The organism is Kribbella amoyensis (genome assembly GCF_007828865.1).
GTDB classification, from domain to species: domain Bacteria; phylum Actinomycetota; class Actinomycetes; order Propionibacteriales; family Kribbellaceae; genus Kribbella; species Kribbella amoyensis.
On sequence record NZ_VIVK01000002.1, the window covers coordinates 678,576 to 703,130 of the forward strand.

A 24,555-nucleotide genomic window follows, 5' to 3' on the forward strand; every position below is an offset into this window, starting at 1 on the left:
GGTCCTGGTGGACCCGCCGGAGCAGGACCAGCCGGTGGACCTCCGGCCGGAGGACCCGGGGCGCCGAGCGCCGGCGGTGCGTACGTGCTCGACGTGGGCGAGGCGACCTTCCAGGCCGACGTGATCGAGCGCTCGGTCCAGCACCCGGTGGTGGTCGAGTTCTGGTCGCCGCGGTCGCAGGCGTCCCAGGCGCTCGGCCCGATCCTGGCCCGGCTGGCCGACGAGAACGCCGGCAAGTTCCTGCTGGTCCGGGTCGACATCGACGCGAACCCGCAGCTGGCCCAGGCGGTCGGCGTGCAGACGGTGCCGCTGGTGATCGCGGTACTGCGCGGCCAGGTCGTGCCGCTGTTCCAGGGCGCGGTCGGCGACGACGAGGCCCGGCAGTACTTCGAGCAGCTGCTCACCGTGGCCGTTGCCAACGGCATCACCGGGCGCGCCGAGCCGGTCGGCCCGGGCGCTCCGGCTGCCGACGCGGAGGCCGAGCCCGAGCCGGACCCGCGGTACGAGCCGGCCGAGAACGCGTTGGCCGCCGGTGACCTGGACGGCGCGATCGCGGCGTACGAGGCGTTGCTGAAGGAGAACCCGGCCGACGCCGAGGCGAAGGTCGGACTGGCCCGGGCGCAACTGGTGCAGCGGACCCGCGACGTGCCGGCGGACGTGCGGACCAGGGCGGCTGACAACCCGGCCGACATCGAGGCGCAGCAGTTGGTCGCCGATGTCGACCTGATGGGTGGACACGTCGAGGACGCGTTCGACCGGTTGATCCGGACCATCCAGCAGACCGCGGGCGACGAGCGGAACACCGTCCGCCTGCACCTGCTGGAGCTGTTCGACGTGGTCGGCGCCGACGACGAGCGGGTGACGAGCGCCCGCCGCCGGCTGATGACGGCGCTGTTCTAGATCATCGAACGAGGCAAGGGCGTTTCGGGTCGAACGTCCAGCCGTCGACCAGGTACTGCATGGCGGCCGCGTCGTCGCGGCCGCCCAGGCCCTGGCTGAGGTACAGCTCGTGCGCGGTTCCCAGGGCGTCGCGGTCCAGCGTGACGCCGAGCCCCGGCGCCCGGGGGACCTCGACCCGGCCGCCGCTGATCCGTAGCGGGTCGGTGGTGAGGGCCTGGCCGTCCTGCCAGATCCAGTGCGTGTCCAGCGCGGTGATCTCGCCGGGCGCCGCGGCGCCGACCTGGGTGAACATCGCCAGCGAGATGTCGAAGTGGTTGTTCGAGTGCGAGCCCCAGGTGAGGCCGAAGTCCTCGCAGAGCTGGGCCACCCGGACCGACCCACTCATCGTCCAGAAGTGCGGGTCGGCGAGCGGGATGTCGACCGCCTCGGCCCGGATCGCGTGGCCGAGCTGCCGCCAGTCCGTCGCGATCATGTTCGTCGCCGTCCGCAGGCCCGTGGTCCGGCGGAACTCGGCCATCGTCTCGCGGCCCGAGTACCCGTCCTCCGGGCCGCACGGGTCCTCGGCGTACGCGAGCACGTCGCCGCGGCCGGTGCAGAGCTCGATCGCGTCCGCGAGCAGCCAGGCGCCGTTCGGGTCGAGCGTGATCCGCGCCTCCGGGAACCGCCGGGCGAGCGCCGTGACCGCGGCGAGCTCCTGCTCCCCGGGGAGGACGCCGCCCTTGAGCTTGAAGTCGGTGAACCCGTACCGCTCCTGCGCCGCCTCGGCCAGCGCGACCACGGCCTCCAGGGTCAGCGCCTCCTGCCGGCGCAGCTTCGACCAGCGATCTCCGTCCCCGTCACCGGTGCGGTACGGCAGGTTCGTCGCGCCCGGATCGCCTACGTAGAAGAGGTATCCGAGCATCGGGACGCTGTCACGCTGTTGTCCGTCCCCGAGCAACTCCGCGACCGGTACGCCGAGGTGCTGGCCGAGCAGGTCGAGCAACGCGCTCTCCAGCCCGGTCACCGCGTGCACGGTGGTCCGCAGGTCGAACGTCTGCAGACCACGACCCTCGGAGTCCCGGTCCGCGTACTGCCGCGCGACCGAGCGGAGCACCTGCCGGTAGTGGGCCAGGTCCTGCCCGACGACCAGGTCGGCCGCCTCCGCGATCGTCGCGGTGATCTTCTCGCCGCCCGGGACCTCACCGAGTCCGGTGTTGCCGTCGCTGTCGGTCAGGATCACCACGTTGCGGGTGAAGTACGGGCCGTGCGCGCCGCTCAGGTTGAGCAGCATGCTGTCGTACCCGGCGACCGGGACGACCTCGACGGAGGAGATGGTGGGAGTCATCGTCAGCCGATCTTGTTGATGAGGGCAACCAGTTGGGCCAGCTCGGCGGCGGTCAGGTCCTGCAGCGGCGGCCGGACCGGGCCGGCCGGGCGGCCGATCGCGGTCAGGCCGGCCTTGACGATCGACACCGCGTACCCCTTCTGCCGGTCCCGGATGTCCAGGTAGGGCAGCACGAAGTCGTTCAGCTTGCGGTACACGGTGTCGCGGTCCTGGGCCAGGACGTCGCGGTAGAAGCCGAGCGCGAACTCGGGGACGAAGTTGAAGATCGCCGACGAGTACGTGCTCACCCCGAGTTGCAGCAGCGGCAGCGCGAACGTCTCCGCGGTCGGCAGCCCGCCGATGTAGGTGAGCCGGTCGCCGATCCGGGCGTAGATCCGGGTCATCATCTCGATGTTGCCGACGCCGTCCTTGAAGCCGACCAGGTTCGGGTTCCGGTCGGCCAGTTTGGCCACGGACACGTCGTCGAGGATCGCGTTCGCCCGGCTGTAGACGATCACGCCGAGGTTCGTACTGCGGCAGACGGCCGAGACGTGTTCGACCAGGCCGTCCTGGCCCGCCTCGGTGAGGTACGGCGGCAACAGCAGCAGGCCGTCGGCGCCGGCGGCCTCGGCGGCCTGGGCCTGCCCGATCGCGGTCGCGGTCCCACCGGTGGCCGGGGCGAGGACGGGGACCTTGCCGGCCACCTCGGAGACGGCGGCGCGGACCACCTGGTCGATCTCGGCCGTGGTCAGGGAGAACCCTTCACCGGTCCCGCCGGCCGCGAACAACCCGGCCACGTCGTACTGGCTCAACCAGGCCAGGTGGTCACGGTACCCGGCCTCGTCGAAGCTGAGGTCGGCGGCGAAGGCGGTCACCGGGAAGGACAACAGGCCGGTCTTGAGCCGGGCGGCGAGGGCGTCGGGGCTTAGCGTCACGCTGTACGGATCCTTTGGTCGGGGGCCGCGGGTTCCGCGGAGCGCCGGGGGAGTCGGGATGCCGAAAGGGTAGAAAGCCGTAGCGATGCCTGTCCAAGACCTGTTCTGTATGCAGTGATGCCCTCAGAGCATCGTTCGATCAGCCTGTGGACGGCAGGTCGTCGAACAGGGCGAGCACCCGGCGCAGCAACGGGCCGGCCGCGTCCCGGGGCCAGATCGCGTGCAGCTCGACCGGCAGCCCGGGGACCTCGGCGTCGGCCACCGACTCGCTGCCGCCGTCGACGAGATCGCGGTACCGGACGCCCTCGATCCCCAGGGTCCGCGCGGACGCCGGGACCAGGGCGATCCCGCGACCGGCGGCGACCAGCAGCACGACGGTGAGGATCTGCTGCACCTGCTCGTCGATCCGCGGATGCGCGTTGGTCAGGAAGCGCACGGTCAGCTCGTGGAAGTACCGCGCCTGGGTGGGGGAGTAGCTGATCACCCGCTCGTTGGAGAAGTCGCTCGGCCGGAGTGGCCGCCGGAGCCCGGCCAGCCGGTGGTCGCTGGGCACGACCGCGATCAGCGGTTCGCGGAACACCACCAAGGAGTCGAGCAGCTCGGAGTCGAACGGCGGCCGGGCCAGTCCGAGGTCGAGCTCGCCGCGGCGCAGGGCGTCGACCTGGGCCGGTGTGACCCGCTCGTGCAGGATCACGTCGACGCCGGGGAGCGCGTCGGAGAGCCGGCGGAGCAACGGGCCGAGCGTACGGATCGCGGAGGCAGCGGTGAACCCGAGCCGCAACGTCCCGGCCGCGCCCTGGTCGACCCGGCGGGCCAGGTCGCCGGCCGTGTCCACCAACGCGAGCAGCCGGCGTGCCTCGTCCAGGAAGGCGCGGCCGGCCTCGGTCAGCTCGACCCGGCGGTTGTCCCGCTCGAGCAGCTTGGCGCCGACGGCGCGTTCGAGTTTCTGGATCTGCCGGCTGAGCGGCGGCTGGGTCATCCGCAGCCGTTCGGCGGCCCGGCCGAAGTGCAGTTCCTCGGCGACGGCGACGAACGCGCTGACTTGGTCGAGCGAGAACATGATTCACGGAAGGTATCACTCAATACCCAAACGGCCTTGGACTGGCATTACAGCCCCCTCATACGCTCCACGGATTCATTCGCTCCACGGGGTCCGAAGGAGGGAACACAAGGTGAGATCCGGACAGATCGGCCGTACCGTCGTGCTGGCCGCGGCGGGCTTCACGGTCACCGCGTTGGTGGCCGGGTGCGGCGGGGTCAAGACGACGTCGTCGGGCAGCGGTGAGGGTGACTACCCGACCGGGAACATCCAGATGAGTGTCGGTGCTTCGCCTGGTGGCAGTACCGACCTGATCACCCGGGCGATCGCGGAGGGCCTCGGCAAGGAGCTGGGCGTCTCGGTGCCGGTGGTGAACAAGCCCGGCGCGAACGGCGCGTTGAACGCCAAGGAACTACAGGCCGCACCGGCCGACGGGTACAAGATCGCCGTCCAGAACGCGTCCCTGTTCACCATCACCCCGCTGGCCGTGTCCGCGGCCGAGGCGGTGAAGCTGGACAGCTTCGACCTGATCGGCGGGGTGTCGCAGGACGACTACATGCTCGCCGCGCACGCCGACTCCGGGTTCAAGTCCATCGCCGACCTGAAGAAGGCGGGCAAGAACATCAAGTACGGCACCACCGGGGTCGGGACCGGGGCGCAGCTCGCGTCCGCGCTGACCTTCAAGGTGGCCGGGATCCCCGCCACCGACGTGCCGTTCGACGGCGGCGCGCCGGCGATGACCGCGTTGCTCGGCCGGCAGGTCGACGTCGCCACCTTCCAGCTGGGTGAGGGGATCGAGAACGTGAAGGCGGGCAAGCTCGTCCCGCTGGCGGTGTTCTCGCCGGACCGGATCAAGTACCTGCCGGACGTGCCCACCGCCAAGGAGCAGGGGTACGACGTGGTGGTGTCGCAGTACCGCTTCCTGACCGCGCCGAAGGGCACGCCCGAGGACGTGAAGGGCAAGCTGCTCGAGGCGGCGAAGAAGACGTACGGGACGGACGCCTACAAGAAGTTCAACGAGGCGAACTTCCTCACCCCGGTCGAGGTCCCGCCGGCCGAGGTGCAGAAGATGCTGGCGGACGCGACCAAGAAGTACCAGGCGCAGATCCAGCAGTACGGCATCAAGCTGGGTGCCGCGTAGCGATGGAGACCTCGATGGAGACCGACCGGCCCGCGCCGGCCGGTCCGAGGTCGCAGCTCGCGGCGGCCGTGGTGGCCACCGGGATCGGCGTCGCCGGGCTGATCGGCTCGGTCCGGCTCGGGCTCGGGCAGCTCACCGCGCCCGGTCCCGGGCTGTGGCCGTTCGTCATCAGCGTGGTGATCACCGTGCTGTCGATCGTGCTCGCGTTCACCGGGCGGTCCGCGCTCGACACCGAGCGGTTCACCCGGTCCAGTGTGCAGACCGCGCTCGCCGTCGTCACGCTCGTCCTGCTCGCGATCGCGCTGCCGTTGATCGGGTTCGAGATCCCGGCCTTGCTGCTGACCTTCTGCTGGTTGCGGGTCCTGGGCAAGGAGTCCTGGCGGTCGTCGATCGTGATCAGCGTGCTGACCGTCGTCGCCTTCTACGTCGTCTTCGTGATCCTGCTCCGGATCCCGTTGCCGCGGCTGATCTGAGGGGGTGGCGATGGACTTCCTGACCCCGGTCGTCGGCGGCTTCGGCGTCGTGCTCGAACCGGCCAACCTGCTGTACTGCCTGGTCGGTGTCGTGATCGGCATGCTGATCGGCGTTCTGCCCGGTCTCGGCCCGGCCGCCACGATCGCGATCCTGCTGCCGATCACGTACGGCGTGGAGCCGGTGTCGGCGATCATCATGCTGGCCGGCATCTTCTACGGCGCCCAGTACGGCGGCACCATCACGTCGGTCCTGCTCCGCCTGCCCGGTGAGGCCTCGTCGGTCGTCACGGTGTTCGACGGCCACGCGCTCGCCAAACAGGGCCGGGCCGGGACCGCGTTGGGGATCGCCGCCATCGGTTCGTTCGTCGGCGGCACTATCTCCATCGTCGGGCTGACCCTGCTCGCCCCGATCGTGGCCGCTGTCGCACTGGACTTCGGCCCACCGGAGTACGCCGCGCTGGCGCTGCTCGGCGTGCTGCTGGTCGCGACCGTCGGCAACGGCGGCAAGACCAAGTCGGTGATCGCGGCCGCGATCGGGCTGCTGCTCGCGACGGTCGGCCGGGACACCTTCACCGGCGCCAACCGGTTCACCTTCGACAGCCTGAACCTTGCCGACGGCATCGACTTCGTACCGATCGCGATGGGCCTGTTCGGGCTCGGCGAGATCCTCTACAACCTGGAGGAGCGGCACAACAAGGTGCAGGCGCCGGCCAAGGTCGCGAACGTGTGGCCGTCCCGGGCGGAACTGCGGGAGGCCCGGGGCGCGATCGGCCGCGGCTCGGTGATCGGGTTCGTGCTCGGTGTCCTTCCGGGCGGTGGCGCGACCCTGTCGTCGCTGGTCGCGTACGCCACCGAGAAGCGCCGGGCCAAGCAGCCCGAGCGGTTCGGCAAGGGCGCGATCGAGGGCGTCGCGGCGCCGGAGACCGCGAACAACGCCGCCGCGACCTCGTCGTTCATCCCGCTGCTGACGTTGGGCATCCCGGCGAACGCGACGATGGCGCTGATGTTCGGCGCGCTGCTGATCCAGGGCATCCCGCCCGGCCCGCAGCTGGTCTCGGACCACCCGGACCTGTTCTGGGGGGTGATCAACTCGATGTACATCGGCAACATCCTGCTGCTGGTGATGAGCATCCCGATGGTCGGGTTGTTCGTCCGCATCCTCCGGATCCGGCCGGCCGTGCTGGCCCCGATCACGGTGCTGATCACGTTGCTCGGCGTCTACACGGTGAACAACCAGGTGTTCGACATCTTCCTGGTGATCGTGTTCGGCGTGATCGGCTACCTGATGAAGAAGTTCGGGTTCGAGCCGGGGCCGTTGGTGCTCGCGTTCGTCCTCGGCAGCGTGATGGAGACCGCGGTCCGGCAGTCGCTGCTGATCTTCGAGGGCGACGTCACCGGCTTCGTCACCCGGCCGATCAGCGGCACGGTGCTGGCGATCCTGCTGGCCGTACTGCTGCTGCCGGTGGTCAAGCTAGTCCTGAAGAAGCAACGGCGACGCAGTTCGTTCTGACGGTCAGCCTTCCTGCAGACGATGCCGGGAATTGGCCAGGTGTACGCGGGCCGCGGCGCGCGCGGCTTCGGCATCGGCGCGGGCGATCGCGTCGTGGATGTTCTCGTGCTCCAGCGTGACCCGGGTGAAGTGGGCGGCGTCGTCGTAGGAGTAGGCGGCGTCCAGCCGGGTCCGCGGGAGCATGATCATCATCGGGCCGAGCGAGCCGAGCAGCTCGGTGAAGAAGTGGTTGCCGGAGGCGGCCGCGACCTTGAGGTGGAAGGCGTAGTCGGCCTCCACCGCCTGGGCCGGGTTGTCGGCCGCGCGCCGGAAGTCGCCCAGCGCGCGCTCGATCGCCTTCAACTGGTGCTCGGTCCGGCGCTGGGCGGCGAGCCCGGCCGCCTCGACCTCCAGCCCGAGCCGGAAGTCGAGCAGGTCGAGGATGTCGCGGTGGGACCGGAGCCGGTCGGCCGGCAGCGAGAACGGGCTCGGCTCCGGCACCGCCAGCACGAACGAGCCGCGGCCCTGGAACGTCTCGACCAGCCCGGCCGCCTGCAACCGCGAGATCGCCTCGCGCACCACGGTCCGGCTGACGGCGTACTCGGCCATCAGCGAGCTCTCGGCCGGCAGCTTGCGGCCCGGTTCGATCTCGCCGCCGAGGATCTTCGCCTTCAGCGCCTCGACCAGTTCGTGCGCGAGGCCGCGGCCGGCCGCCCGGTCCAGCTCGGTCATCAGGCGGTGCCGAACTCGGCCGCGTCGACGGTCCAGGCCCGGCACTGCTCGCTGGTGGTGAAGCCGAGGCCGGGCCGGTCCGGGACCAGCATCCGGCCGTCGAGGGTCTCCAGCCGCTCGTTGAACAACGGGTTCAGCCACTCGAAGTGCTCGACCCAGGGCTCCCGCGGGTACGTCGCGGCCAGGTGCAGGTGGATCTCCATCGCGAAGTGCGGCGCGAGCTGGAGGCCGTGGTGGTCGGCCAGGGTCGCGAGCCGCAGGAACGGCGTGATCCCGCCGATCCGGGGCGCGTCCGGCTGGATGATGTCGGCCGCCCGGGCCTCGATCAGCCGGACGTGCTCGGTCACGCTGCCGAGCATCTCGCCGGTCGCGATCGGGGTGTCCAGCTGCTCGGCGAGGTGCGCGTGCCCCTCGGCGTCGTAGGCGTCCAGCGGCTCCTCGATCCAGACCAGGTCGAACTCCTCCAGCGCGCGGCCGACCCGGAGCGCGGTCGGGCGGTCCCACTGCTGGTTGGCGTCGACCATCAGCGGGACGTCGGCGCCGAGGTGCTCGCGGACCGCCCGGACCCGGCGCAGGTCCTCGCGGGTGTCGGGCTGGCCGACCTTGATCTTGATCCCGCCGATCCCGTCGGCCAGCGACTTGGTGGCCCGCTCCTTGACCTCGTCCAGCGGCGCGTGCAGGAATCCGCCGGAGGTGTTGTACGCGCGGACCGAATCGCGGTGCGCGCCGAGCAACTTGGCCAGCGGCAGGTCGGCCCGCTTGGCCTTCAGGTCCCACAGCGCGATGTCGAGCGCGGCGATCGCCTGGGTGGCGACGCCCGACCGGCCGACCGAGGCGCCGGCCCAGAGCAGCTGGTCGTAGATCTTGGCGATGTCGGACGGGTCGGCGCCGATCAGGTTGCCGGCGATCTCCTTGGCGTGGGCGTACTGCGCCGGTCCGCCGGCCCGCTTCGAGTAGCTGAAGCCGATGCCGTGCCGGTCCTGCTCGGTGCGGATCTCCGCGAACAACAGGACGATCTCGGTCATCGGCTTCTGCCGCCCGGTCAGCACCTTGGCGTCGCTGATCGGCTGCTCCAGCGGCAGGACGACGGAGGACAACTGGACATGGCGGATGCGGTCACTGCTGGCGGTCGGCATGCAAGTGATCATACGAGTGGCCAACTTGTACGACAAGCTGCGGTGACCGGATCCGGTCAGCGATTGATCGGCTGTGAGCGATTGACACTCGTTCACAGCCGTATTGAGAATCATTCACATGAGTGCCACCGCGTCGCCGCCGCCGAGTCTGGAGGCCCGGATCCGCGGGCTGCTGCCGGCGTTGAGCCCTGCGCAGGCGTTGGTCGCGCAGGAAGTACTCCGTGATCCGGCCGGCGTCGCGTCCTCGACGATCGGCGAACTGGCCACCCGCTGCGGGACGTCGCTGCCGAGCGTCACCCGGTTCTGCCTGGCCCTCGGACTCGCCGGGTACGCCGAGCTGCGGCTCGCGCTCGCGGCGGAGAGCGGCCGGAGCAGTACGAGCTGGGAGCGGGGGACCGGTGCCGAGGTCGGACCCGACGACAGCCTGGACGAGGTCCTGCAGACGTTGCTGCGCGCCGACACCCGGGCGCTCGAGGACACCGTGGCCGAGCTGGACGTCCGCGCTCTCGGTGAGGCCGTCCGGGAGCTGTCCGACGCGCGCCGGATCGACCTCTACGCCGTGGGCGGGTCCGCGTCGGTCGCGGAGGACCTGCGGCTCCGGCTGCACCGGATCGGCCGAGGTGCGAACTGCTGGAGCGACGTGCACACCGCCTTGGCCAGTTCGGCGTTGCTCGGGGCCGGTGACGTCGCGGTCGGCATCTCCCACACCGGTGAGACCAACGAGGTGCTCGAACCGCTCGGCCGGGCCCGCCGGCAGGGCGCGAAGACCGTTGCCATCACCAACTACCCGCGGTCGCCGCTGGCCCGGGCCGCCGACATCGTGCTGGTCACCGCGGCCCGCGACGTCACCTTCCGGACCGGCGGGCTGGCCGGCCGGCACGCGCAGATGATCGTGCTCGACGCGCTCTACCTCGGGGTCGCCCAGCGCGACTACCCCCTGGCCACCCAGGCCTTCGACCTGACCGCCGACGCCGTCGCCGGTCACCGGACCCCGCATCGCTGATCCCCCGCACATCCCCACCGCCCTGGAGGAACCATGCAGAGCCCGCACCACAGCCTTGCCCCGAGCCGCCGCACCCTCCTGCTCGGAGCCGGTGCCACCGCCGCCGCGACCTTCGCGGCGACCCAGACCGCGGCGGCGACGACCGCGGCGACCTCGATGGCGCAGGCGGCCGCCGACGTGGCGATCCCGTCGCCCGACACGCTGCCGCTGACCGGTGGGCCCGACTTCCCGATCGGGTTGTTCTGGCCGCCGCATCCGTACGCGAGCACGCCGCAGCGGTTCGCCGAGATCGCCGAGGCCGGCTTCGACTTCGTCATCTCCGGCAACTACGCCGGCGACGGCAACATCTTCCAGTACCAGCTGGACCTGGCCCGGACGGCCGGGCTGAAGATGCTGATCTCCGACGACATCCAGATCCGGAACATGGCCCGCTGGTTCTCGATCTCGGACAACCCGGCCGACCACCTCAGCGTCACCCCGGCCGAGGCGCGCGAGCTCTTCACCCGGGCCAGGGATGCGTACGGCCCGTACTCGTCCCTGGCAGGGTTCAACTTCTACGACGAACCCGGCGCCGGCTGGTTCGGCACGCTGGCGAAGGCGCTGGCCGTGTCCCGCGAGCTCGCGCCGCAACTGCTGCCGTACGTGAACCTGTTCCCGTCCGACGACGCGGCGTACTACGACGCGTTCGTGGACGTGGTGAAGCCGTCGCTGGTCTCGTTCGACCGGTACCCGCTGCTGTCGGAGGGGCGGGAGGACGCGAACTACTTCCACAACTGGGCGATCGTCCGCAACGCCGCGTTGCGCGGGAACGTCCCGGCCTGGGTGTTCATCCAGACCCTTGCCTACAACAACCATCGGGAACCGACCGCGGCCGAGCTGCTCTGGCAGGTCAACATCAGCCTCGCCTACGGTGCGAAGGGCATCCAGTACTTCACCTACTGGACCCCGGAGGCCGCGCGCGGCGAGGGCTTCGGTCCGGCCCTGATCACCGTCGACGGCAAGCGCACCGCCCGGTACGCGGCGGCGAAGAAGATCAACACCACCTGGCTGCACCAGGTCGGCCGCGAACTCAAGCCGCTCGTCTCCGAGACCGTCGAGCATGCGAACGAGACCCCGCTGCCCAACGGGACCGCGGGATTCCAGCCGACCGACCTGGTCACCGGGGTCGGCGGGCAGCCCGTGGTGATCGGGACCTTCCGGAGCCGCGACTCGGCCGTCAAGGACCGCTGGCTCCTGGTGGCGAACCGCTCGCACTCCACGTCCACGCGAGCCACGCTCACCCTGAACGCGGACCAGGTCACCGGGGTCGACTTCTTCCAGCCGGTCTCCAGCAAGTACAGCGCGACCCGCGGCTCGACGGTCCCGCTCACGCTGGCTCCGGGTGCGGCCCAGCTGCTCCGCCTGCACGTTCGTTAGAGGTGCTGCGGTCCCGTGTAGACGCCGAGAGCACGGAACCGCAAGGCGGGCTGGGCGTACTCCTCCAGGGCGTGCGCCGTCCAGCCGATGGTGCGGGCGAGGGCGAACAAGGCCTCGCCCGCATCCGGCCGGAAGTCGTACGCGTGCATCATCGCGGCCACGGCCAGGTCGCTGTTCGGGAAGCCGGGCAGCCGTTCGGTGAGCACGGCAACCGTCTCGGCGACCGGCCCGTCGCCCAGGAGCTCGAGCAGTACGGCGGCCCGGGGATCCCGGTCCCGGTACACCTTGTGCCCGAACCCGGGGACCGGTTCGCCCGAGCGGAGCTGGTCCGACAGTGCCACCACGGGATCCTGCAACGCCCGGCCGAGGAACTCGTACGCGTGCGTGGTCGCGGCTCCGTGCAGGTGCCCGTCGAGTGCGCCGAGCCCGGCCGAGACCACGGCGTACAGGTTGGCCCGGGCGCTCGCGGCGACGCGGGCGGCGACCGTGGACACCGCGAGGCCGTGATCCGCGAGCAGGACGGTCGCGGCGTCCAGCAACTCCGGCCGGCCAGGGCGCGCACCCGAAAACTTCGGCCAGAGCTTCGCGCCGAAGCTGCCGCGACCGTCCGGACCGGGTAGCGCGGCCACGAGGACGCCGAGCAGCCGGCGCGCGGCCGCCTCGACCGAGTCGGGGGCGAGGTCGAACCGCAACGGATCAGCCGCACCGAGGACGGCGACGGCGATGCGCAACTGGTCGGTCAGCCGGGCACCTTCGGGGGCCACGGCCATCGCCGACCGGGCCAGCTCCACCGCGTCGGGTGGTCCGGGGAACGGCTCATCGCCGAACAGGTCGCGAGACGTGTCGCCGGACCACAGCAGTCCGGCCACTGCCTCGACCGACTGGCTTGTCGCGAGCTCGCGGACCGGGCGGCCCCGGTAGTACAGCTCGTCCGCTGTGAGCAGGGTGAGCTCGGACTCGATCCGCTCGATCGCGCCCGGATGGTCCACGGTCCGGCTGACCAGGCGCTCGACGTCGGCCTCGGCGAACAAGCTGCCGCGGCGGCCGCGAGCCCGGACACTGGTGAGCAGGCCGCGGCTGACGTACGCGTACACGGTCTCGGGTTTCACCTTGAGCCGGGCCGCGACCTCGGCCGTGGTCAGGTAATGCTCGTCACTCGGCGGCGGCATCCCACGCTCCCGGAGGCTCTGACATTGACTTGATCAACATTGACAATACTTGATTCGCGGATCAACGCTGAGCCCATGTCCATCACTGTTGATCACCCCATCGACGTCCCGCCCGGCCTGCGCAACGTCGTCGTCACGGAGACCGAGCTCGGCGACGTCCGCGGCCAGGAGGGCTTCTACCACTACCGGCAGTACTCCGCGGTCGAGCTGGCGACCACGAAGACCGTCGAGGACGTGTGGTTCCTGCTGTTCGAGGGACACCTGCCGAGCGCCGAGGAGCGGGCCCGGTTCGGCGCGGAGCTCGCGCCGTTGCGGGTGCTGCCGGACGAGGTCCAGGAGATCCTGCCCGCGGTGGCGAAGGCGGGACCGTCGTTCAACCCGCTCGCCGGTCTGCGGACCGCGTTGTCGGTGCTGGCCGCGGCGCGGGAGCTGCCACCGTTGTGGGACGTGGATCCGGCCCGGCGCAAGGCCGACGCGATGCTCGTCTGCGCGGTGACCCCGACGATCCTGGCCGCGTTGTACCGGCTCCGCGAAGGTCTGGACCCGCTGGCACCACGGGCGGACCTCGGTACCGCGGCGAACTGGCTGTACCTCGTCACCGGGCGGGAGCCGTCGGCCGCCGAGGCGCGCGCGATCGAGCACTACCTGATCGCCACGGTGGACCACGGGTTCAACGCGTCGACGTTCACCGCGCGGGTGATCGCGTCGACCGGCGCCGACGTGGTGTCCGCCGTCGCGGGCGCGATCGGGGCGTTCTCGGGTCCGCTGCACGGTGGTGCGCCGGATCGCGCGCTGGCCAGCCTGGACGAGATCGGGACGCCGGACCGGATCGATGCCTGGGTCCGGCGCAAGGTCACCGACGGGGACCGGATCATGGGATTCGGGCACGCGGTCTACCGGACCGAGGACCCGCGCTCGCTGATGCTGCGCGGGATCGCCGAGGAACTCGGCGGCGACCTGGTCGACTTCGCCACCACGGTGGAACGGCGCATCGTCGAGATCCTGGCCGAGCTGAAGCCTGGGCGGAACCTCTACGCCAACGTGGAGTTCTACGCCGGCGTGGTGATGGAGCTGTGTGGGCTGCCGCGGAGCATGTTCACCCCGACCTTCGCCGCCAGCCGGATCATCGGCTGGTCCGCCAACATCCTCGAGCAGGCGGCCGAGGCGAAGATCATCCGCCCGATCGCCCGCTACGTCGGCCCGCCGCCGCGGCGCTGACGGCGGCCCCGGTCATGCCGCCGGGTGGAAGTGCAGGTCCGGATCGGTGATCCGGCCGAAGCGCAGCACGGCGAGGTCGCGGGGGTAGTTCTGCCGCAACCGCCAGGGCCCGTACGAGCCCTGGCGCGGCAGGATCGCGGCGGCGCGGCGGATGTAGCCCGACGACAGGTCGACCACCGGCCGCGCCGGCGCGGAGTACTCGGCTGCGTCGACCTCGGGGACGCAGTACGCCGCCCCGGTGCGGCCGAGGTGGTTCAGCAGCCGGCAGACGTACTGCGAGGTGAGGTCGGAGCGCAGCGTCCAGGAGTTGTTGGTGTAGCCGATGCACCAGGCCAGGTTGGGGACGCCGCTGAGCATCATGCCCTTGTAGACGAACGTGTCGTGCACGTCGACCGACCGGCCGTCGACGGTCAGCTCGATCTTGCCCAGGGCCACCATCCGCAGCCCGGTCGCGGTGACGACGACGTCGGCGGGCAACTCGGTCCCGGAACGCAGCCTGATCCCGGTCGGGGTGAAGGTGTCGATCTCGTCGGTCACCACGGAGGCCGTGCCGTCCCGGAGTGACCGGAAGAGATCCGCGTCGGGGACCAGACAGAGCCGCTGGTCCCACGGCAGGTACCGCGGCCGGAAGTGCGGGTCGAGCGGGATCGAGTCGGGCAGCTCCTTGGCGATCCCCTTCCGCAGCAACCGGCTCGCCGGACCGGGCCAGCGCCGGAACGCGGAGTACACCAGGGTGCTGAAGGCAACGTTCTTGCCGCGGATCACCCGATGCGCCAGGCCTTCGGGGAGGACGGCGCGGAGCCGGTCGGAGACCTTGTCCCGGGCCGGCCGGGACGCGATGTAACTGGGGGACCGCTGCAACATCGTCACGTGCGCGGCGCTGTCCGCCATCGCGGGGACCAGCGTGACCGCGGTCGCGCCGCTGCCGACCACGACGACCTGCTTCCCGGCGTGGTCCAGGTCGTCCGGCCAGTGTTGCGGGTGCACGACCTCACCCTCGAACTCGCCGATCCCGGGGAAGTCGACCACATGACCGCGGTCGTAGTCGTAGTACCCGCTGCATACGTAGAGGAAGCTGCAGGTGTACGTCCCCGCGTTCGTCTCCACGGTCCACAGCGCGTCGCCGGACGACCAGGAGGCCCGTAGGACCCGCTGGCCGAAGCGGATGTGCCGGTCGATGCCGTACTTGGCCGCGGTCTCGTGCAGGTACTCGAGGATCGACGGGCCGTCCGCGATCGCCTTCGCCGCCTTCCACGGGTGGAACGGGAAGCCGAGCGTGAACATGTCCGAGTCCGACCGGATCCCCGGATAGCGGAACAGGTCCCACGTCCCGCCCAGGCCCTCGCGCGCCTCGAGCACGGCGTACGAGCGGTGCGGTGCCTGGGTCTGCAGCCGGTAGGCGGCGCCGATCCCGGACAGGCCCGCGCCGACGACGAGGACATCCAGGTGCTCCACGAGTACCTCCGGGGGCTTGTTGAGTGCTTCCTCAACAGTAGGCGACCCGCCCGGATCGCGGTGTACGCGAGGTCACGGAATCCGTACCGAAAGTTCTTCGTCGGCGCTGTCGATTCCGTCCCGGGCGGATCGTCAGCAAGATGTCAGAAGAAGCCCGAGACAGCGCTTGAGACAGAGCCTGAGAAAAGGGGAGCCAGTCATGACGCAGTACATGTTCCTGCTGTACGACTCCGAGGACTACGACAACATCAGCGCCGAGGAGTGGGAGCGGCAGATGAAGCTCCACGGTGAGTTCTCCGCGGCCGTGGAGGCAGCCGGTGCGAGGGTCTTCGGTGGGGAGGCGCTGCAGCGGTCGTCGACCGCGAGCACGGTCCGGCAGGGCAGCGGCGAGCCGCTCGTCACCGACGGGCCGTTCATCGAGACCAAGGAGGCCCTCGGCGGCTTCTACCTGATCGAGGCCAAGGACCTGGACCAGGCGCTCGAGCTGGCCAAGCTGGTGCCGGCGGGCAACGTCGAGGTCCGGCCGTTGATGGACACGTCGGAGGGTGCGGGACCGCCGGCCTGAGAATCTTCCGGGAGGGAGGGTGGGGGACCCGCGAGCGGTCGTGGGTCCCCTCCCGTGACGAGGTGGACCGAGGAGGTGAGCAGTGAGCGCGAGTGCCCGGGAGGTGGTCGAGCAGGTCGACGCCGCGCATCGGGAGTGCTGGTCGACCGTGCTCGCGTCGACCGTCCGCCTCACCCGGGACCTGGACCTGGCCGAGGACTGCACGCAGGACGCGTTCGTCCAGGCGCTGCGGACCTGGCCGGACGGGATCCCGCGCAACCCCGGCGGCTGGCTCACCACGGTGGCCCGCCGGTTGGCGCTGGACCGGTTGCGGCGCGAGACGAACCTGCGCCGCAAGTTGCCGTTGCTGATCGAGGAGCCGTCGGCCGGCGAGGACGACGAGCAACCGACGGATCCGCTGCGCCTCGTCTTCACCTGTTGCCACCCCGCGCTGGCCAGACAGGCGCAGGTCGCCCTGACGTTGCGGCTGATCTGCGGCCTGAGTACGCCGGAGGTCGCGGCCGGGTTGCTGATCAGCGAGCCGACGGCGGCCGCGCGGATCACCCGGGCGAAGAAGAAGATCGCGGCCGCGGGTATCCCGTACCGGATCCCGGCCGACGAGGAACTGCCCGCGCGGCTTGACGTGGTACTCACCGTGGTGCACCTGGTCTACACGGCCGGGCATGTCGCGGCCGGGCCGGACCTGACCCGGGCGGACCTGACCGGCCGGGCGATCGAGCTCGCGCGGATGCTGGTGCGGCTGATGCCGGCCGAGCCGGAACCGCAGGCGTTGCTGGGGTTGTTGCTGATGACCCAGGCTCGGGGTGACGCCCGGCTGAGCGACGACGGCGAGCTGGTCCTGCTGGCCGACCAGGACCGAACCCGGTGGGACGCGCGGATGCTGGCCGAAGGGGTCGCCCGCGCGACCGGCGCGTTGCGGCGGGGGCAGGGCCGGTTCGCGTTGCAGGCCGCGGTCGCCGGGTTGCACGTCACCGCGCCGTCCTGGGAGAAGACCGACTGGCACCAGGTGGTCCGGATGTACGACGCGATGCTGCTGAGCTGGCCGTCGCCCATCGTCGCGCTGAACCGCGCGGCCGCGCACAGCCTGGTCCCCGGTGCCGACCTGGCCGCGGTCCTCGCCGAGCTCGATGCTCTCGGCAACGAACCGGCGCTGAGGTCCTACGCGTACCTGCCGGCCGCCCGCGCCGACGTGCTGGCCCGGCTCGACCGCGCGGACGAGGCGGCCGCGGCGTACGACGAGGCGGTGGCGTTGACCGCGAACGAGGCGGAGCAACGGTTCCTGCGCCGGCGGCGAAACGCGTTGCCGGTGGCGGCAGCGGGTGATTGACTGAGATATGAGCTATCCCGGCGAGGGGGCGCCGTTGTCGCCCTCGGAGGAGCGGACGTGGGGGATGGTCGCCCACATCGGCGTGCTGGTCGCGGCCTGGTTCGCGATGGGCTTCCTCTGTCCGCTGGTGGTCTGGCTGCTCTACCGGTCCCGTTCCGAGTTCGTCCGCCGGCACGCGGTGGAGTCGTTGAACTTCCAGCTCTCGTTGCTGATCTACGCGGTCGTCGCCGGCCTGCTGATCGTGATCACCTTCGGCCTCGGCGTGATCGTCGTGCTGCCGCTGGCCGCGATCGGCGCGATCGCGGCCCTGGTCCTGATCATCCTGGCCACCGTCGCCGCGTCGAACGGCCGCGACTACCGCTACCCGCTGACCCTCCGGATGGTGAAGTGAGACTTTTCGACGCGTACGCGCAGGGCCCGGTCCGGCCGATCGGACAAGGAATGGAGGGCGCCGTCCACGATCTCGGCGGAGACCTGGTCGGCAAGCGGTGGTTCACCCGGACAGCGACGGAAGTCCTTCCCCTGCAGGCGTTCGGGCACGAGCTGCTCGGTCAGCGGCTGCCGTTCCGGACCCCGGACCTGCGGGCGGTCGCGACCGAGGACGGGCGCGCCGTCAGCGTCGAGGCGAAGCTCGCCGGGCGGCCGCTCGACCAGGCGCTCGCCGACGGATCCGTGACGCAGGAGCAAGGATTCGACGCCTTCGCCGAGGTGGTGCGGGCGCTCGGCCGGACGGAGGCCGGTCCCGCGACCGCGGCGCTCCCGATGCTGGACGAGCCGTTCCGCAAACCGTGGGGTGAGGCCTTCGCCGACCTGGTCCTCCGGCGGGCGCAGCTGTCTCGGTCGCTCCTGGAGGATGCCGTCGACGGATTCGCCGGGCTGCTGGACCAGGTCGCTCGCCGGTTGCCGGAGATCGTGGTCGAGACGCCGCGGGTGGTGCACGGCGACATCTGCCCGCCGAATCTCCTGGTCGGCGACACCGGCCGGCTCACCGCGGTGCTGGACTGGGGCTTCCTCACCACGGCCGGGGACAACACCTTCGACGCCGCCACGGCCGCCGGGTTCTACGACATGTACGGCCCCGATGCCCGCACGGTCGACGACGAGCTGCTGGCCCGCTTCGAGGCCGACGGGCACTCCCGCGAGCGGATGCTGCTGTACCGCGCGGCGTACGCGATCACGACCGCGACCGTCTACAACGCGGACGGCAGTGACGGTCACTTCGCCTGGTGCGTCGGCAACCTCAACCGCCCGGACGTTCGCGCCGCGCTCTGATCGAAGTGAACCTGCTCGGTCTTACCTTGAAGGCCGAGGCGGGAGGCGGAGATGGGCGAGTTCGGTGACGATCTGCGGCGGGTGTTCAGACTGCCGTGGGTGCTCGGCGGACTGGTGCTGGTCGGGATCCTCTGTGCTGTGGAAGCGCCCGACTTCCGCCCCGGTGAACCGTTCCGGCGCCAGCTCGAAATGGGTTTCCCGGGCCAGGGCTACTTCCTCATGCTGGTGGCCCTGACGCTCGGCGTGTGCGTGTCCGCGCCCAAGCTCCCGCTCGGGGTGAAGCCGTCGGCGCATCCCTGGCGGACGGTCGTCGCCAAGCTGGGGACGAGTGCGGTGGTGACGGTCGCAGTGGTAGTGCCGACGCTCGTCGCGACCGCGGTGGCCGCGGCGATCCTGGCCGGCAACGGGGCCAAGCCTGCCGTGACGACGACCGGTGAGCTGCTGGCGATGGGCGGCGGGATCGTGGTGCTCACGGTCGTGGCGTCCTGGCTGGGCGTCCTGATCAGCCTGATCTTCTGGCGGTACACGATCGTCGTGGTCTTCCTGGTCTGGTTCGGGGCCGCGGTGGAGCTGATGACGGTCTGGGAGCCGGAGCGGACCGGCGGCAGCACCATGAACCACATCGGCCAGTGGCTCCCGGCGATCAACGTGTACGCGGTGCTGGACAACGGCACGCAGTACGCCATCCACACCGAGGATCCCGGCGCCGGCCGGAACCTGGGCTACGTCGACCTGTCGTTCGCGCACGGCCTGACCTACCTGGCCGTGGGGGTCGCGGTGCTGGCGGTGCTCGGGCTCGCGCTCGGGCGGTACCGGCTCGCCGTGAGTCAGAAGGGCGAGCCGTCCCGCAAGTTGTGAAGCGCACCCGGATTCGCCAGCAGGGACGGGAGCCGGCGAGCGTTCAACGGTGAGACCACACCGGCCAGGTCCTCGGGCCGGTACCAGCCGAGGCCGAGGATCTCGAACCCGTCGGGCTGCAACTCCTCGAGCAGGGCCGGAGCGTGGACACCGCCGTCGTAGAGGATCTCGATCGCGTCGCCCCAGCCCTCCCAGCGCGGCAGCCAGTCGATCGCCAGGATGCCCTGGATCGGCAGCGCGACGCCGAGCTCCTCCTCCATCTCCCGGGTCGCACCGGTCGCCGGATCCTCGTCCGGTTCGACCACGCCACCGGGGAGTTCGAGGTCCTTCTTATAGCTGACTTGGCAGAGCAGCACCCGGCCGCCGGTGTCGCGGACGACGACGTGCGCGATCACCCGCTTCTTCGGCAGCACCGAGTCCATCAACGCGGTCCAGCCGGACAACGTGTCCGCGCGTGGATCGTCACGACGCAGCCCGTACACCGCGACGTCACGCCGCTCGCCGTGCCGGAAGGCGCCGCCGCGGAGCAGCCCTTCCCGGCGGAACCCGGACCGGATCGCGATCCGGGCGGACGCGCGGTTCTCCGGATCCACCTCGACCTGCAGCCGGTCCAGCCCGAGCTCACCGAACGCGTAGACCACCAGCAGCCGGACCGCGCGCTGGGCCACCCGCTGTCCGCGGTACGGCTTGTACGTCGTCCAGGTGACGCCGCCGACGCCGGGCGACAGCCGCCGGATCTGGACCGAGCCGACGGGACCGGTCGCCCCGGCCAGCTCGACGACGAAGTTCACTACCGAGCGGTCGTCCGCGTATCCCTGCCGCCAGCGCTCGACCGCCGCGGCCAGCCGGGACCGCGGCGCGTTCGCGGGGAGCCCGAACCACCGGACCATCTCGTCGTCGGCCAGCTCGTGGGCGACGTCGACGTCCTCGTCCCGCCACGGGCGGAGCGTCAGCTCACCATCGGTCAGTGTCGGTTGCGGCGGCACACCAGTCACGGCTGGCACGGTACCGCACGACCGAAGCGGACCCGTTTGGCAGACTGTCCGCAACCTTCTGGGGGAAGGCGGCATCTGGCGTGGGGAGAGGGAAGGAGCATTGATGCTGAAGAGGTCGATCGCAGTGGCCGGCGTCGCCGCGCTGCTGGGGGGAGTGGGCTCGCAGACCGCTGTGGCGGACTCGCGCAGCGTCACCGCGATCAGCGCGGTCCAGGTCAGCTGGGCCGATCCGGAACACACCAATCTCAAGATCACCTGGACCGAGGACAGCCCGGCCGCGAACACGGTCGCCCTGGTCACCGACAGCGGGCCGCCGACCGAGCTCGGCACCGTCCCGGCCGACGCGGGCAACTCGTTCATCATCGACTCGGCCAGCCTGGGCAACACCGCGAACCGCGCGTCCAAGAGCTGGATCGTGGTCGGCGACAGCGCGACGCCGGCGGTCCAGGCGCGCTCGGTGGACTTCGACCGGTACCTGTACCAGCCGGCGTCCGTGACCGCGTCGTTCACCGCCGACAACCAGGTCCGCTGGACGGTCCCGCCGGACACCAGCGTCGACGGCACCCCGAACGACCCGCTCGACCTGCCGGCCGGGCAGGACCGGTACCTGCCGATCCGGCGGACGGACCCGGATCCGGCCGCGGCGTCGGTCGACTGCGAGACCGAGGATCTCCCGGTCGCGGCCGGACCGACCGGGCTCGCCACCTCGAACGGGAAGCCGTCCGTGCTGTCCGTGAACCCGGACAACGAATGGGGTGCGCGGCTCGGCCCGTCCGTCGACGTCACCGTGACCACGGGGATCACGATCAGCGCGCCGGCCAGTACGCAGTACGGGTCGAACACCACGATCACCGGCCAGGTCACCGGCCGGGGTCTCCCGATCGGTGGCAGCCCGCCGGCCTGTGACGAGGTCACCTCGCCCGTGCAGAACCAGCCCGTCGTCCTGCAGCAGCGGACGTCGAGTACGGCGGCATGGACCGTGGTGGGCACCACCAAGACGGATGCCACCGGCAAGTACACGGCCGTCGTGAAGAACCCGGGCTACCGCGAGTACCGCGTCCTCCGCTCCAACACGGCCGGCGTCGGCTTCGCGGCGTACGGGGGAGCGCCGTCGGACAGCACGGCGGTCCGCTCGACGACGGTGGTGGTGTCGGCGAAGTTCATCACGCCGACCATCACGTCCGGCACCCAGCCGCAGGCGTACCTGTGGGTCGACCCGGCCGGTACGCAGCAGGCCGCGCTGCAGTTCAAGAACGCCGGCGGCGCCTGGCAGGGCCTGTCGTACAAGACCCTGTACGCCGGGCGCGGGTTGCTGCCGTTCACCTGGAACACCCGCGGCACCTTCCAGTTCCGTTGGTGGGTCCCGGCCTACGGTGGCGCCGACGCCACCTACAGCCCGGTCTTCACGCTGACCGTGAAGTAGCAGGCCGCAACTTTCGGTCGATCCTCCGCATCGGGGTGAGTAAGGACTCACCGTTGGGGGATCACCGATGCAGAAGACCGCGTTGCTGGCAGGACTCGTCGTACTGCTCGCCGCACCCGCCCTCCCGGCCGGTGCGGCGAGTCCGGGGATCTCGGGGGTACGGATCGCGTGGGCGGATGCGTCGCACGCGAAGATCCGGGTCAGCTGGACCGAGACGACCCCGGTCGCGAACCGGCTCTGGCTCGAGGTGGAAGGCGGCGAGCCCCGGCTGGATCTCGGCTCCACCGCGGCCACGGGCGCCGACGAGGTGCTGATCAACACCAGCTACCTCGGCTACAGCACCCAGCAGGAGAACGCGCGGATCGTCGTCACGGACCCGGCCGGTGGTGAGGCGCAGTCGGTCCCGTTCGACCGGTATCTCCGAGTGGTCACCTGGCCGACCATCACCTTCGCGGCGGACCGATCGGCGCGCTGGACGTTGCCACCCGCACCGGTGGACCCCAACCCCGGTGACCCACTCGATCTGGCCGCGTCGACCACATACACCCCTCGACTGCTGCAGAGTGTTGAGTCGGGCAAGTGCGAGGTCAGGAAGCTCCCGAGTATCCGGGACGAGACGGGCACGATCCCCGACGACGGACGGTCCGCCCTGTTCGCCGTCGACGCGGCCAACGAGTGGAATCCGCGTGGTGTCGGCTATCTCGACTTCCGGATCGACCACAGCACCGTGACGGTGAGCGGCGCGACCGCCACGGCGTACGGGTCCCAGCTCCGGCTGACCGGTGCGGTGCGGACCGTGACCCTCAACGACACGATCACCTGCACCGCGGAGAGCCAGTCGGTCTACCAGGAGAAGCTCGTCCTGCAGGCCCGTGACTCCAGCACCTCCGCTTGGTACGTGGTCGGCACCGTCCAGACGGACCCGGTCGGCCGCTACACCGTCGACCTGCGCAACCCGGGCACCCGCGAGTACCGGGTCGCCCGCGCCGACGCGCTGATCTTCCACGGGGTCCGGTACGGCGCTTCCGCCCAGCAGACCGTGCGGGCGACGACGCGGGTCGTGGCGGCGAAGTTCATCCAGCCGGCGGTTGCCTACGGCACCAAACCGCGGGCGTACCTGTGGGTGGACCCGCCTGGTTCGCAACGGGCCGCGTTGCAGTTCAAGAACGCGAACGGGGTCTGGCAGGGCGTCTCGTACAAGACGTTGGCCTCCGGGCGCGGGCTGCTGAGCTTCCCGTGGAACCGTCGAGGTGTCACGCAGTTCCGCTGGTGGGTGCCGGGGAGCACCACCAGCACCAGGCTCCCGGTCGAGCCTGTCTACAGTCCGACGTTCTCCCTGACCGTCCGCTAGGAGGAAACCATGCTGACGCATTCCGTAGTGGCGCTGGCCTTGCTGGGCGGCGGAGTCACCGCACCACCTTCCCCCAAGGTCGACATCCTCGCCGCCAGTGTCCAGGTGGCGTGGGTGGACAGCACGTACCAGAAGGTCCGGATCACCTGGACCGAGACCGCGCCGGCGCCGAACACGATCGTGCTCGAACGCCCCGGTACCGACGACCGGCGACTGGGGACCCTGCCGGCCGACCAGCCGAACGAGCTGCTCGTTGCCAGCTCGTCCCTGCAACCGAACGGGAATCCGGCCGACGTCGCCCGGATCGTGGTCTCCGAACCGAGCGGCGACGAGGCCCGGTCGGCCGACTTCGACCGATATCTCCGCGACCTCCCGGATCCGGTCCTCACCTTCACCACGGACGGCGGGGTGCGCTGGACGATCCCACCGGAGCCTGGCCCGGACACCACGCCGGACGATCCGCTCGACGTCGACCAGCCGACCCGGTACCGGGTCCAGCTCCTCCTCGACGAGCTGCCGCACACAGTGATGGACTGTGGCGCGGTGGACCTCCCCGCGACCACGGCCCTGACCGGTGTCGTGGCGAATCGGAGCAAGCCGTACTCCCTGATGATGTACAGCGTCAACGAGTGGAGTCCGGCGGGCCGGCTCGGGTCGATCTCCTCCACGGGCACGTCGTCCGTCACGATGACCGCGCCGGCCGCGACCGGGTTCGGCGCTCCGATCACCCTGACCGGGACCACGGGCACGTGCTTCATCTATCAGTCGGGCATGCCGCCGGCCTGTCGCGAGGTCAACGGCGCGACCTACGCCGGCCGGACCGTGATCCTGCACGCGCGCGACACCACGACCGGCCCTTGGTACGTCGTCGGTACGACCAAGACGGACAGCACCGGCAAGTACACCTTCACGGTCCGCAACCCCGGCGCCCGCGAGTACCGCGCCGTGATCGCCGCCTCCGCGGAGTACAACTCGGCGACGTACGGCGCCGCCTCACCGGTCCACTCGGTGAAGGCCTCGACGCGGGTCGTCTCGGCCAAGTTCATCCAGCCGGTGGTTGCCTATGGCACCAAACCGCAGGCGTACCTGTGGGTGGATCCCGCCGGGACCCAGCAGGCGGCGCTCCAGTTCAAGAACGCGAGCGGTGCCTGGCAGGGCATCTCCTCCAAGACCCTGTACGCCGGCCGCGGCCTGCTGTCCTTCCCGTGGAACCGCCGGGGCACGACCCAGTTCCGCTGGTGGGTGCCGGGCAGCACGACCGGGACCGGGCTGAAGGCCGACCCGGTGTACTCGGGAGTCTTCAGCCTGAAAGTCACCTGATTCGTTATCAACCTTTGCTCACCCTCACGGCGTCT

At 70.6% G+C, this 24,555-nt stretch carries 23 protein-coding genes; 15 read left to right on the plus strand and 8 right to left on the minus strand.

Annotated elements, in window-relative coordinates:
• Positions 1–84 precede the first annotated feature (84 nt).
• A complete protein-coding gene (locus FB561_RS33370; RefSeq protein ID WP_238335276.1) occupies positions 85–900 on the plus strand; it encodes a tetratricopeptide repeat protein in 816 nt (271 codons plus the stop codon).
• A 1-nt stretch (position 901) separates the two neighbouring features.
• On the opposite strand, the gene FB561_RS33375 is transcribed toward FB561_RS33370, so the two are convergent.
• The 3 genes from FB561_RS33375 to FB561_RS33385 form a co-directional block, all read right to left on the minus strand.
• On the minus strand, positions 902–2,224 hold the full coding sequence (locus tag FB561_RS33375; protein WP_202880983.1) for an enolase C-terminal domain-like protein: 1,323 nt from the start codon (positions 2,222–2,224) through the stop codon (positions 902–904).
• Between the two features lie 2 nt (positions 2,225–2,226).
• Positions 2,227–3,138, minus strand: coding sequence for a 5-dehydro-4-deoxyglucarate dehydratase (gene kdgD / locus FB561_RS33380; RefSeq protein ID WP_145814013.1), 912 nt, complete (start codon positions 3,136–3,138; stop codon positions 2,227–2,229).
• Between the two features lie 139 nt (positions 3,139–3,277).
• Positions 3,278–4,198, minus strand: coding sequence for a LysR substrate-binding domain-containing protein (locus FB561_RS33385; RefSeq protein WP_145814014.1), 921 nt, complete (start codon positions 4,196–4,198; stop codon positions 3,278–3,280).
• Positions 4,199–4,310: 112 nt separating this feature from the next.
• Here FB561_RS33385 and FB561_RS33390 point away from each other — a divergent pair, with 112 nt between their 5' ends.
• The 3 genes from FB561_RS33390 to FB561_RS33400 are packed head-to-tail and all read left to right on the plus strand — an operon-like array spanning position 4,311 to position 7,301.
• Positions 4,311–5,318: a Bug family tripartite tricarboxylate transporter substrate binding protein gene (locus FB561_RS33390; RefSeq protein ID WP_238335277.1), complete on the plus strand. Its 1,008-nt coding sequence runs from the start codon at positions 4,311–4,313 to the stop codon at positions 5,316–5,318.
• Positions 5,319–5,332: 14 nt separating this feature from the next.
• Positions 5,333–5,791 carry a tripartite tricarboxylate transporter TctB family protein gene (locus tag FB561_RS33395; protein ID WP_238335278.1) on the plus strand — a complete coding sequence of 153 codons (459 nt, stop codon included), beginning with the start codon at positions 5,333–5,335 and terminating at the stop codon, positions 5,789–5,791.
• Positions 5,792–5,801: 10 nt separating this feature from the next.
• On the plus strand, positions 5,802–7,301 hold the full coding sequence (locus FB561_RS33400) for a tripartite tricarboxylate transporter permease (protein ID WP_145814017.1): 1,500 nt from the start codon (positions 5,802–5,804) through the stop codon (positions 7,299–7,301).
• A gap of 3 nt (positions 7,302–7,304) precedes the next feature.
• On the opposite strand, the gene FB561_RS33405 is transcribed toward FB561_RS33400, so the two are convergent.
• On the minus strand, positions 7,305–8,012 hold the full coding sequence (locus FB561_RS33405; protein ID WP_170284920.1) for a FadR/GntR family transcriptional regulator: 708 nt from the start codon (positions 8,010–8,012) through the stop codon (positions 7,305–7,307).
• On the minus strand, positions 8,012–9,148 hold the full coding sequence (locus FB561_RS33410; RefSeq protein ID WP_145814018.1) for an L-talarate/galactarate dehydratase: 1,137 nt from the start codon (positions 9,146–9,148) through the stop codon (positions 8,012–8,014). The genes FB561_RS33405 and FB561_RS33410 overlap by 1 nt, the downstream gene beginning before the upstream one ends.
• A 118-nt stretch (positions 9,149–9,266) precedes the next feature.
• Here FB561_RS33410 and FB561_RS33415 point away from each other — a divergent pair, with 118 nt between their 5' ends.
• Both FB561_RS33415 and FB561_RS33420 read left to right on the plus strand, forming a co-directional pair.
• A complete protein-coding gene (locus FB561_RS33415; protein ID WP_145814019.1) occupies positions 9,267–10,151 on the plus strand; it encodes a MurR/RpiR family transcriptional regulator in 885 nt (294 codons plus the stop codon).
• Positions 10,152–10,184: 33 nt separating this feature from the next.
• Positions 10,185–11,567: a hypothetical protein gene (locus FB561_RS33420; RefSeq protein WP_238335279.1), complete on the plus strand. Its 1,383-nt coding sequence runs from the start codon at positions 10,185–10,187 to the stop codon at positions 11,565–11,567.
• Here the strand turns inward: FB561_RS33420 and FB561_RS33425 are convergent.
• A complete protein-coding gene (locus tag FB561_RS33425) occupies positions 11,564–12,736 on the minus strand; it encodes a citrate synthase (protein ID WP_145814020.1) in 1,173 nt (390 codons plus the stop codon). The two genes, FB561_RS33420 and FB561_RS33425, sit on opposite strands and share 4 nt — an antisense overlap.
• 75 nt (positions 12,737–12,811) lie before the next feature.
• On the opposite strand from FB561_RS33425, the gene FB561_RS33430 reads away from it, so the two are divergent.
• A complete protein-coding gene (locus FB561_RS33430; protein ID WP_145814021.1) occupies positions 12,812–13,954 on the plus strand; it encodes a citrate/2-methylcitrate synthase in 1,143 nt (380 codons plus the stop codon).
• A gap of 12 nt (positions 13,955–13,966) precedes the next feature.
• On the opposite strand, the gene FB561_RS33435 is transcribed toward FB561_RS33430, so the two are convergent.
• Positions 13,967–15,409: a flavin-containing monooxygenase gene (locus tag FB561_RS33435; protein WP_145814022.1), complete on the minus strand. Its 1,443-nt coding sequence runs from the start codon at positions 15,407–15,409 to the stop codon at positions 13,967–13,969.
• Positions 15,410–15,608: 199 nt separating this feature from the next.
• On the opposite strand from FB561_RS33435, the gene FB561_RS33440 reads away from it, so the two are divergent.
• The 5 genes from FB561_RS33440 to FB561_RS33460 all read left to right on the plus strand — a co-directional run bounded on the left by FB561_RS33440 (position 15,609) and on the right by FB561_RS33460 (position 19,431).
• Complete coding sequence (locus FB561_RS33440; RefSeq protein ID WP_145814023.1) at positions 15,609–15,974, plus strand: YciI family protein; 366 nt, start codon at positions 15,609–15,611, stop codon at positions 15,972–15,974.
• Positions 15,975–16,056: 82 nt separating this feature from the next.
• Positions 16,057–17,301 (plus strand): RNA polymerase sigma factor, encoded by a 1,245-nt coding sequence (locus FB561_RS33445; RefSeq protein ID WP_145814024.1) that lies wholly within the window; start codon positions 16,057–16,059, stop codon positions 17,299–17,301.
• Positions 17,302–17,308: 7 nt separating this feature from the next.
• On the plus strand, positions 17,309–17,692 hold the full coding sequence (locus tag FB561_RS33450) for a DUF4870 domain-containing protein (protein WP_238335280.1): 384 nt from the start codon (positions 17,309–17,311) through the stop codon (positions 17,690–17,692).
• Positions 17,689–18,573, plus strand: a complete 885-nt coding sequence (locus tag FB561_RS33455) for a phosphotransferase family protein (protein WP_202880985.1) — start codon at positions 17,689–17,691, stop codon at positions 18,571–18,573. Before FB561_RS33450 ends, FB561_RS33455 begins: the two co-directional genes overlap by 4 nt.
• A 51-nt stretch (positions 18,574–18,624) precedes the next feature.
• Positions 18,625–19,431 carry a hypothetical protein gene (locus FB561_RS33460; protein ID WP_145814025.1) on the plus strand — a complete coding sequence of 269 codons (807 nt, stop codon included), beginning with the start codon at positions 18,625–18,627 and terminating at the stop codon, positions 19,429–19,431.
• On the opposite strand, the gene FB561_RS33465 is transcribed toward FB561_RS33460, so the two are convergent.
• Entirely contained in the window at positions 19,401–20,426 is a 1,026-nt protein-coding gene (locus tag FB561_RS33465; protein WP_238335281.1) for an NUDIX hydrolase, read from the minus strand. The genes FB561_RS33460 and FB561_RS33465 overlap by 31 nt on opposite strands.
• A 103-nt stretch (positions 20,427–20,529) precedes the next feature.
• Here FB561_RS33465 and FB561_RS33470 point away from each other — a divergent pair, with 103 nt between their 5' ends.
• The 3 genes from FB561_RS33470 to FB561_RS33480 all read left to right on the plus strand — a co-directional run bounded on the left by FB561_RS33470 (position 20,530) and on the right by FB561_RS33480 (position 24,520).
• Entirely contained in the window at positions 20,530–21,849 is a 1,320-nt protein-coding gene (locus FB561_RS33470) for a hypothetical protein (protein WP_145814026.1), read from the plus strand.
• 67 nt (positions 21,850–21,916) lie between these two features.
• Positions 21,917–23,200: a hypothetical protein gene (locus tag FB561_RS33475; protein WP_145814027.1), complete on the plus strand. Its 1,284-nt coding sequence runs from the start codon at positions 21,917–21,919 to the stop codon at positions 23,198–23,200.
• Between the two features lie 9 nt (positions 23,201–23,209).
• Positions 23,210–24,520 (plus strand): hypothetical protein, encoded by a 1,311-nt coding sequence (locus tag FB561_RS33480; RefSeq protein ID WP_145814028.1) that lies wholly within the window; start codon positions 23,210–23,212, stop codon positions 24,518–24,520.
• The last annotated feature ends 35 nt before the right edge of the window (positions 24,521–24,555 follow it).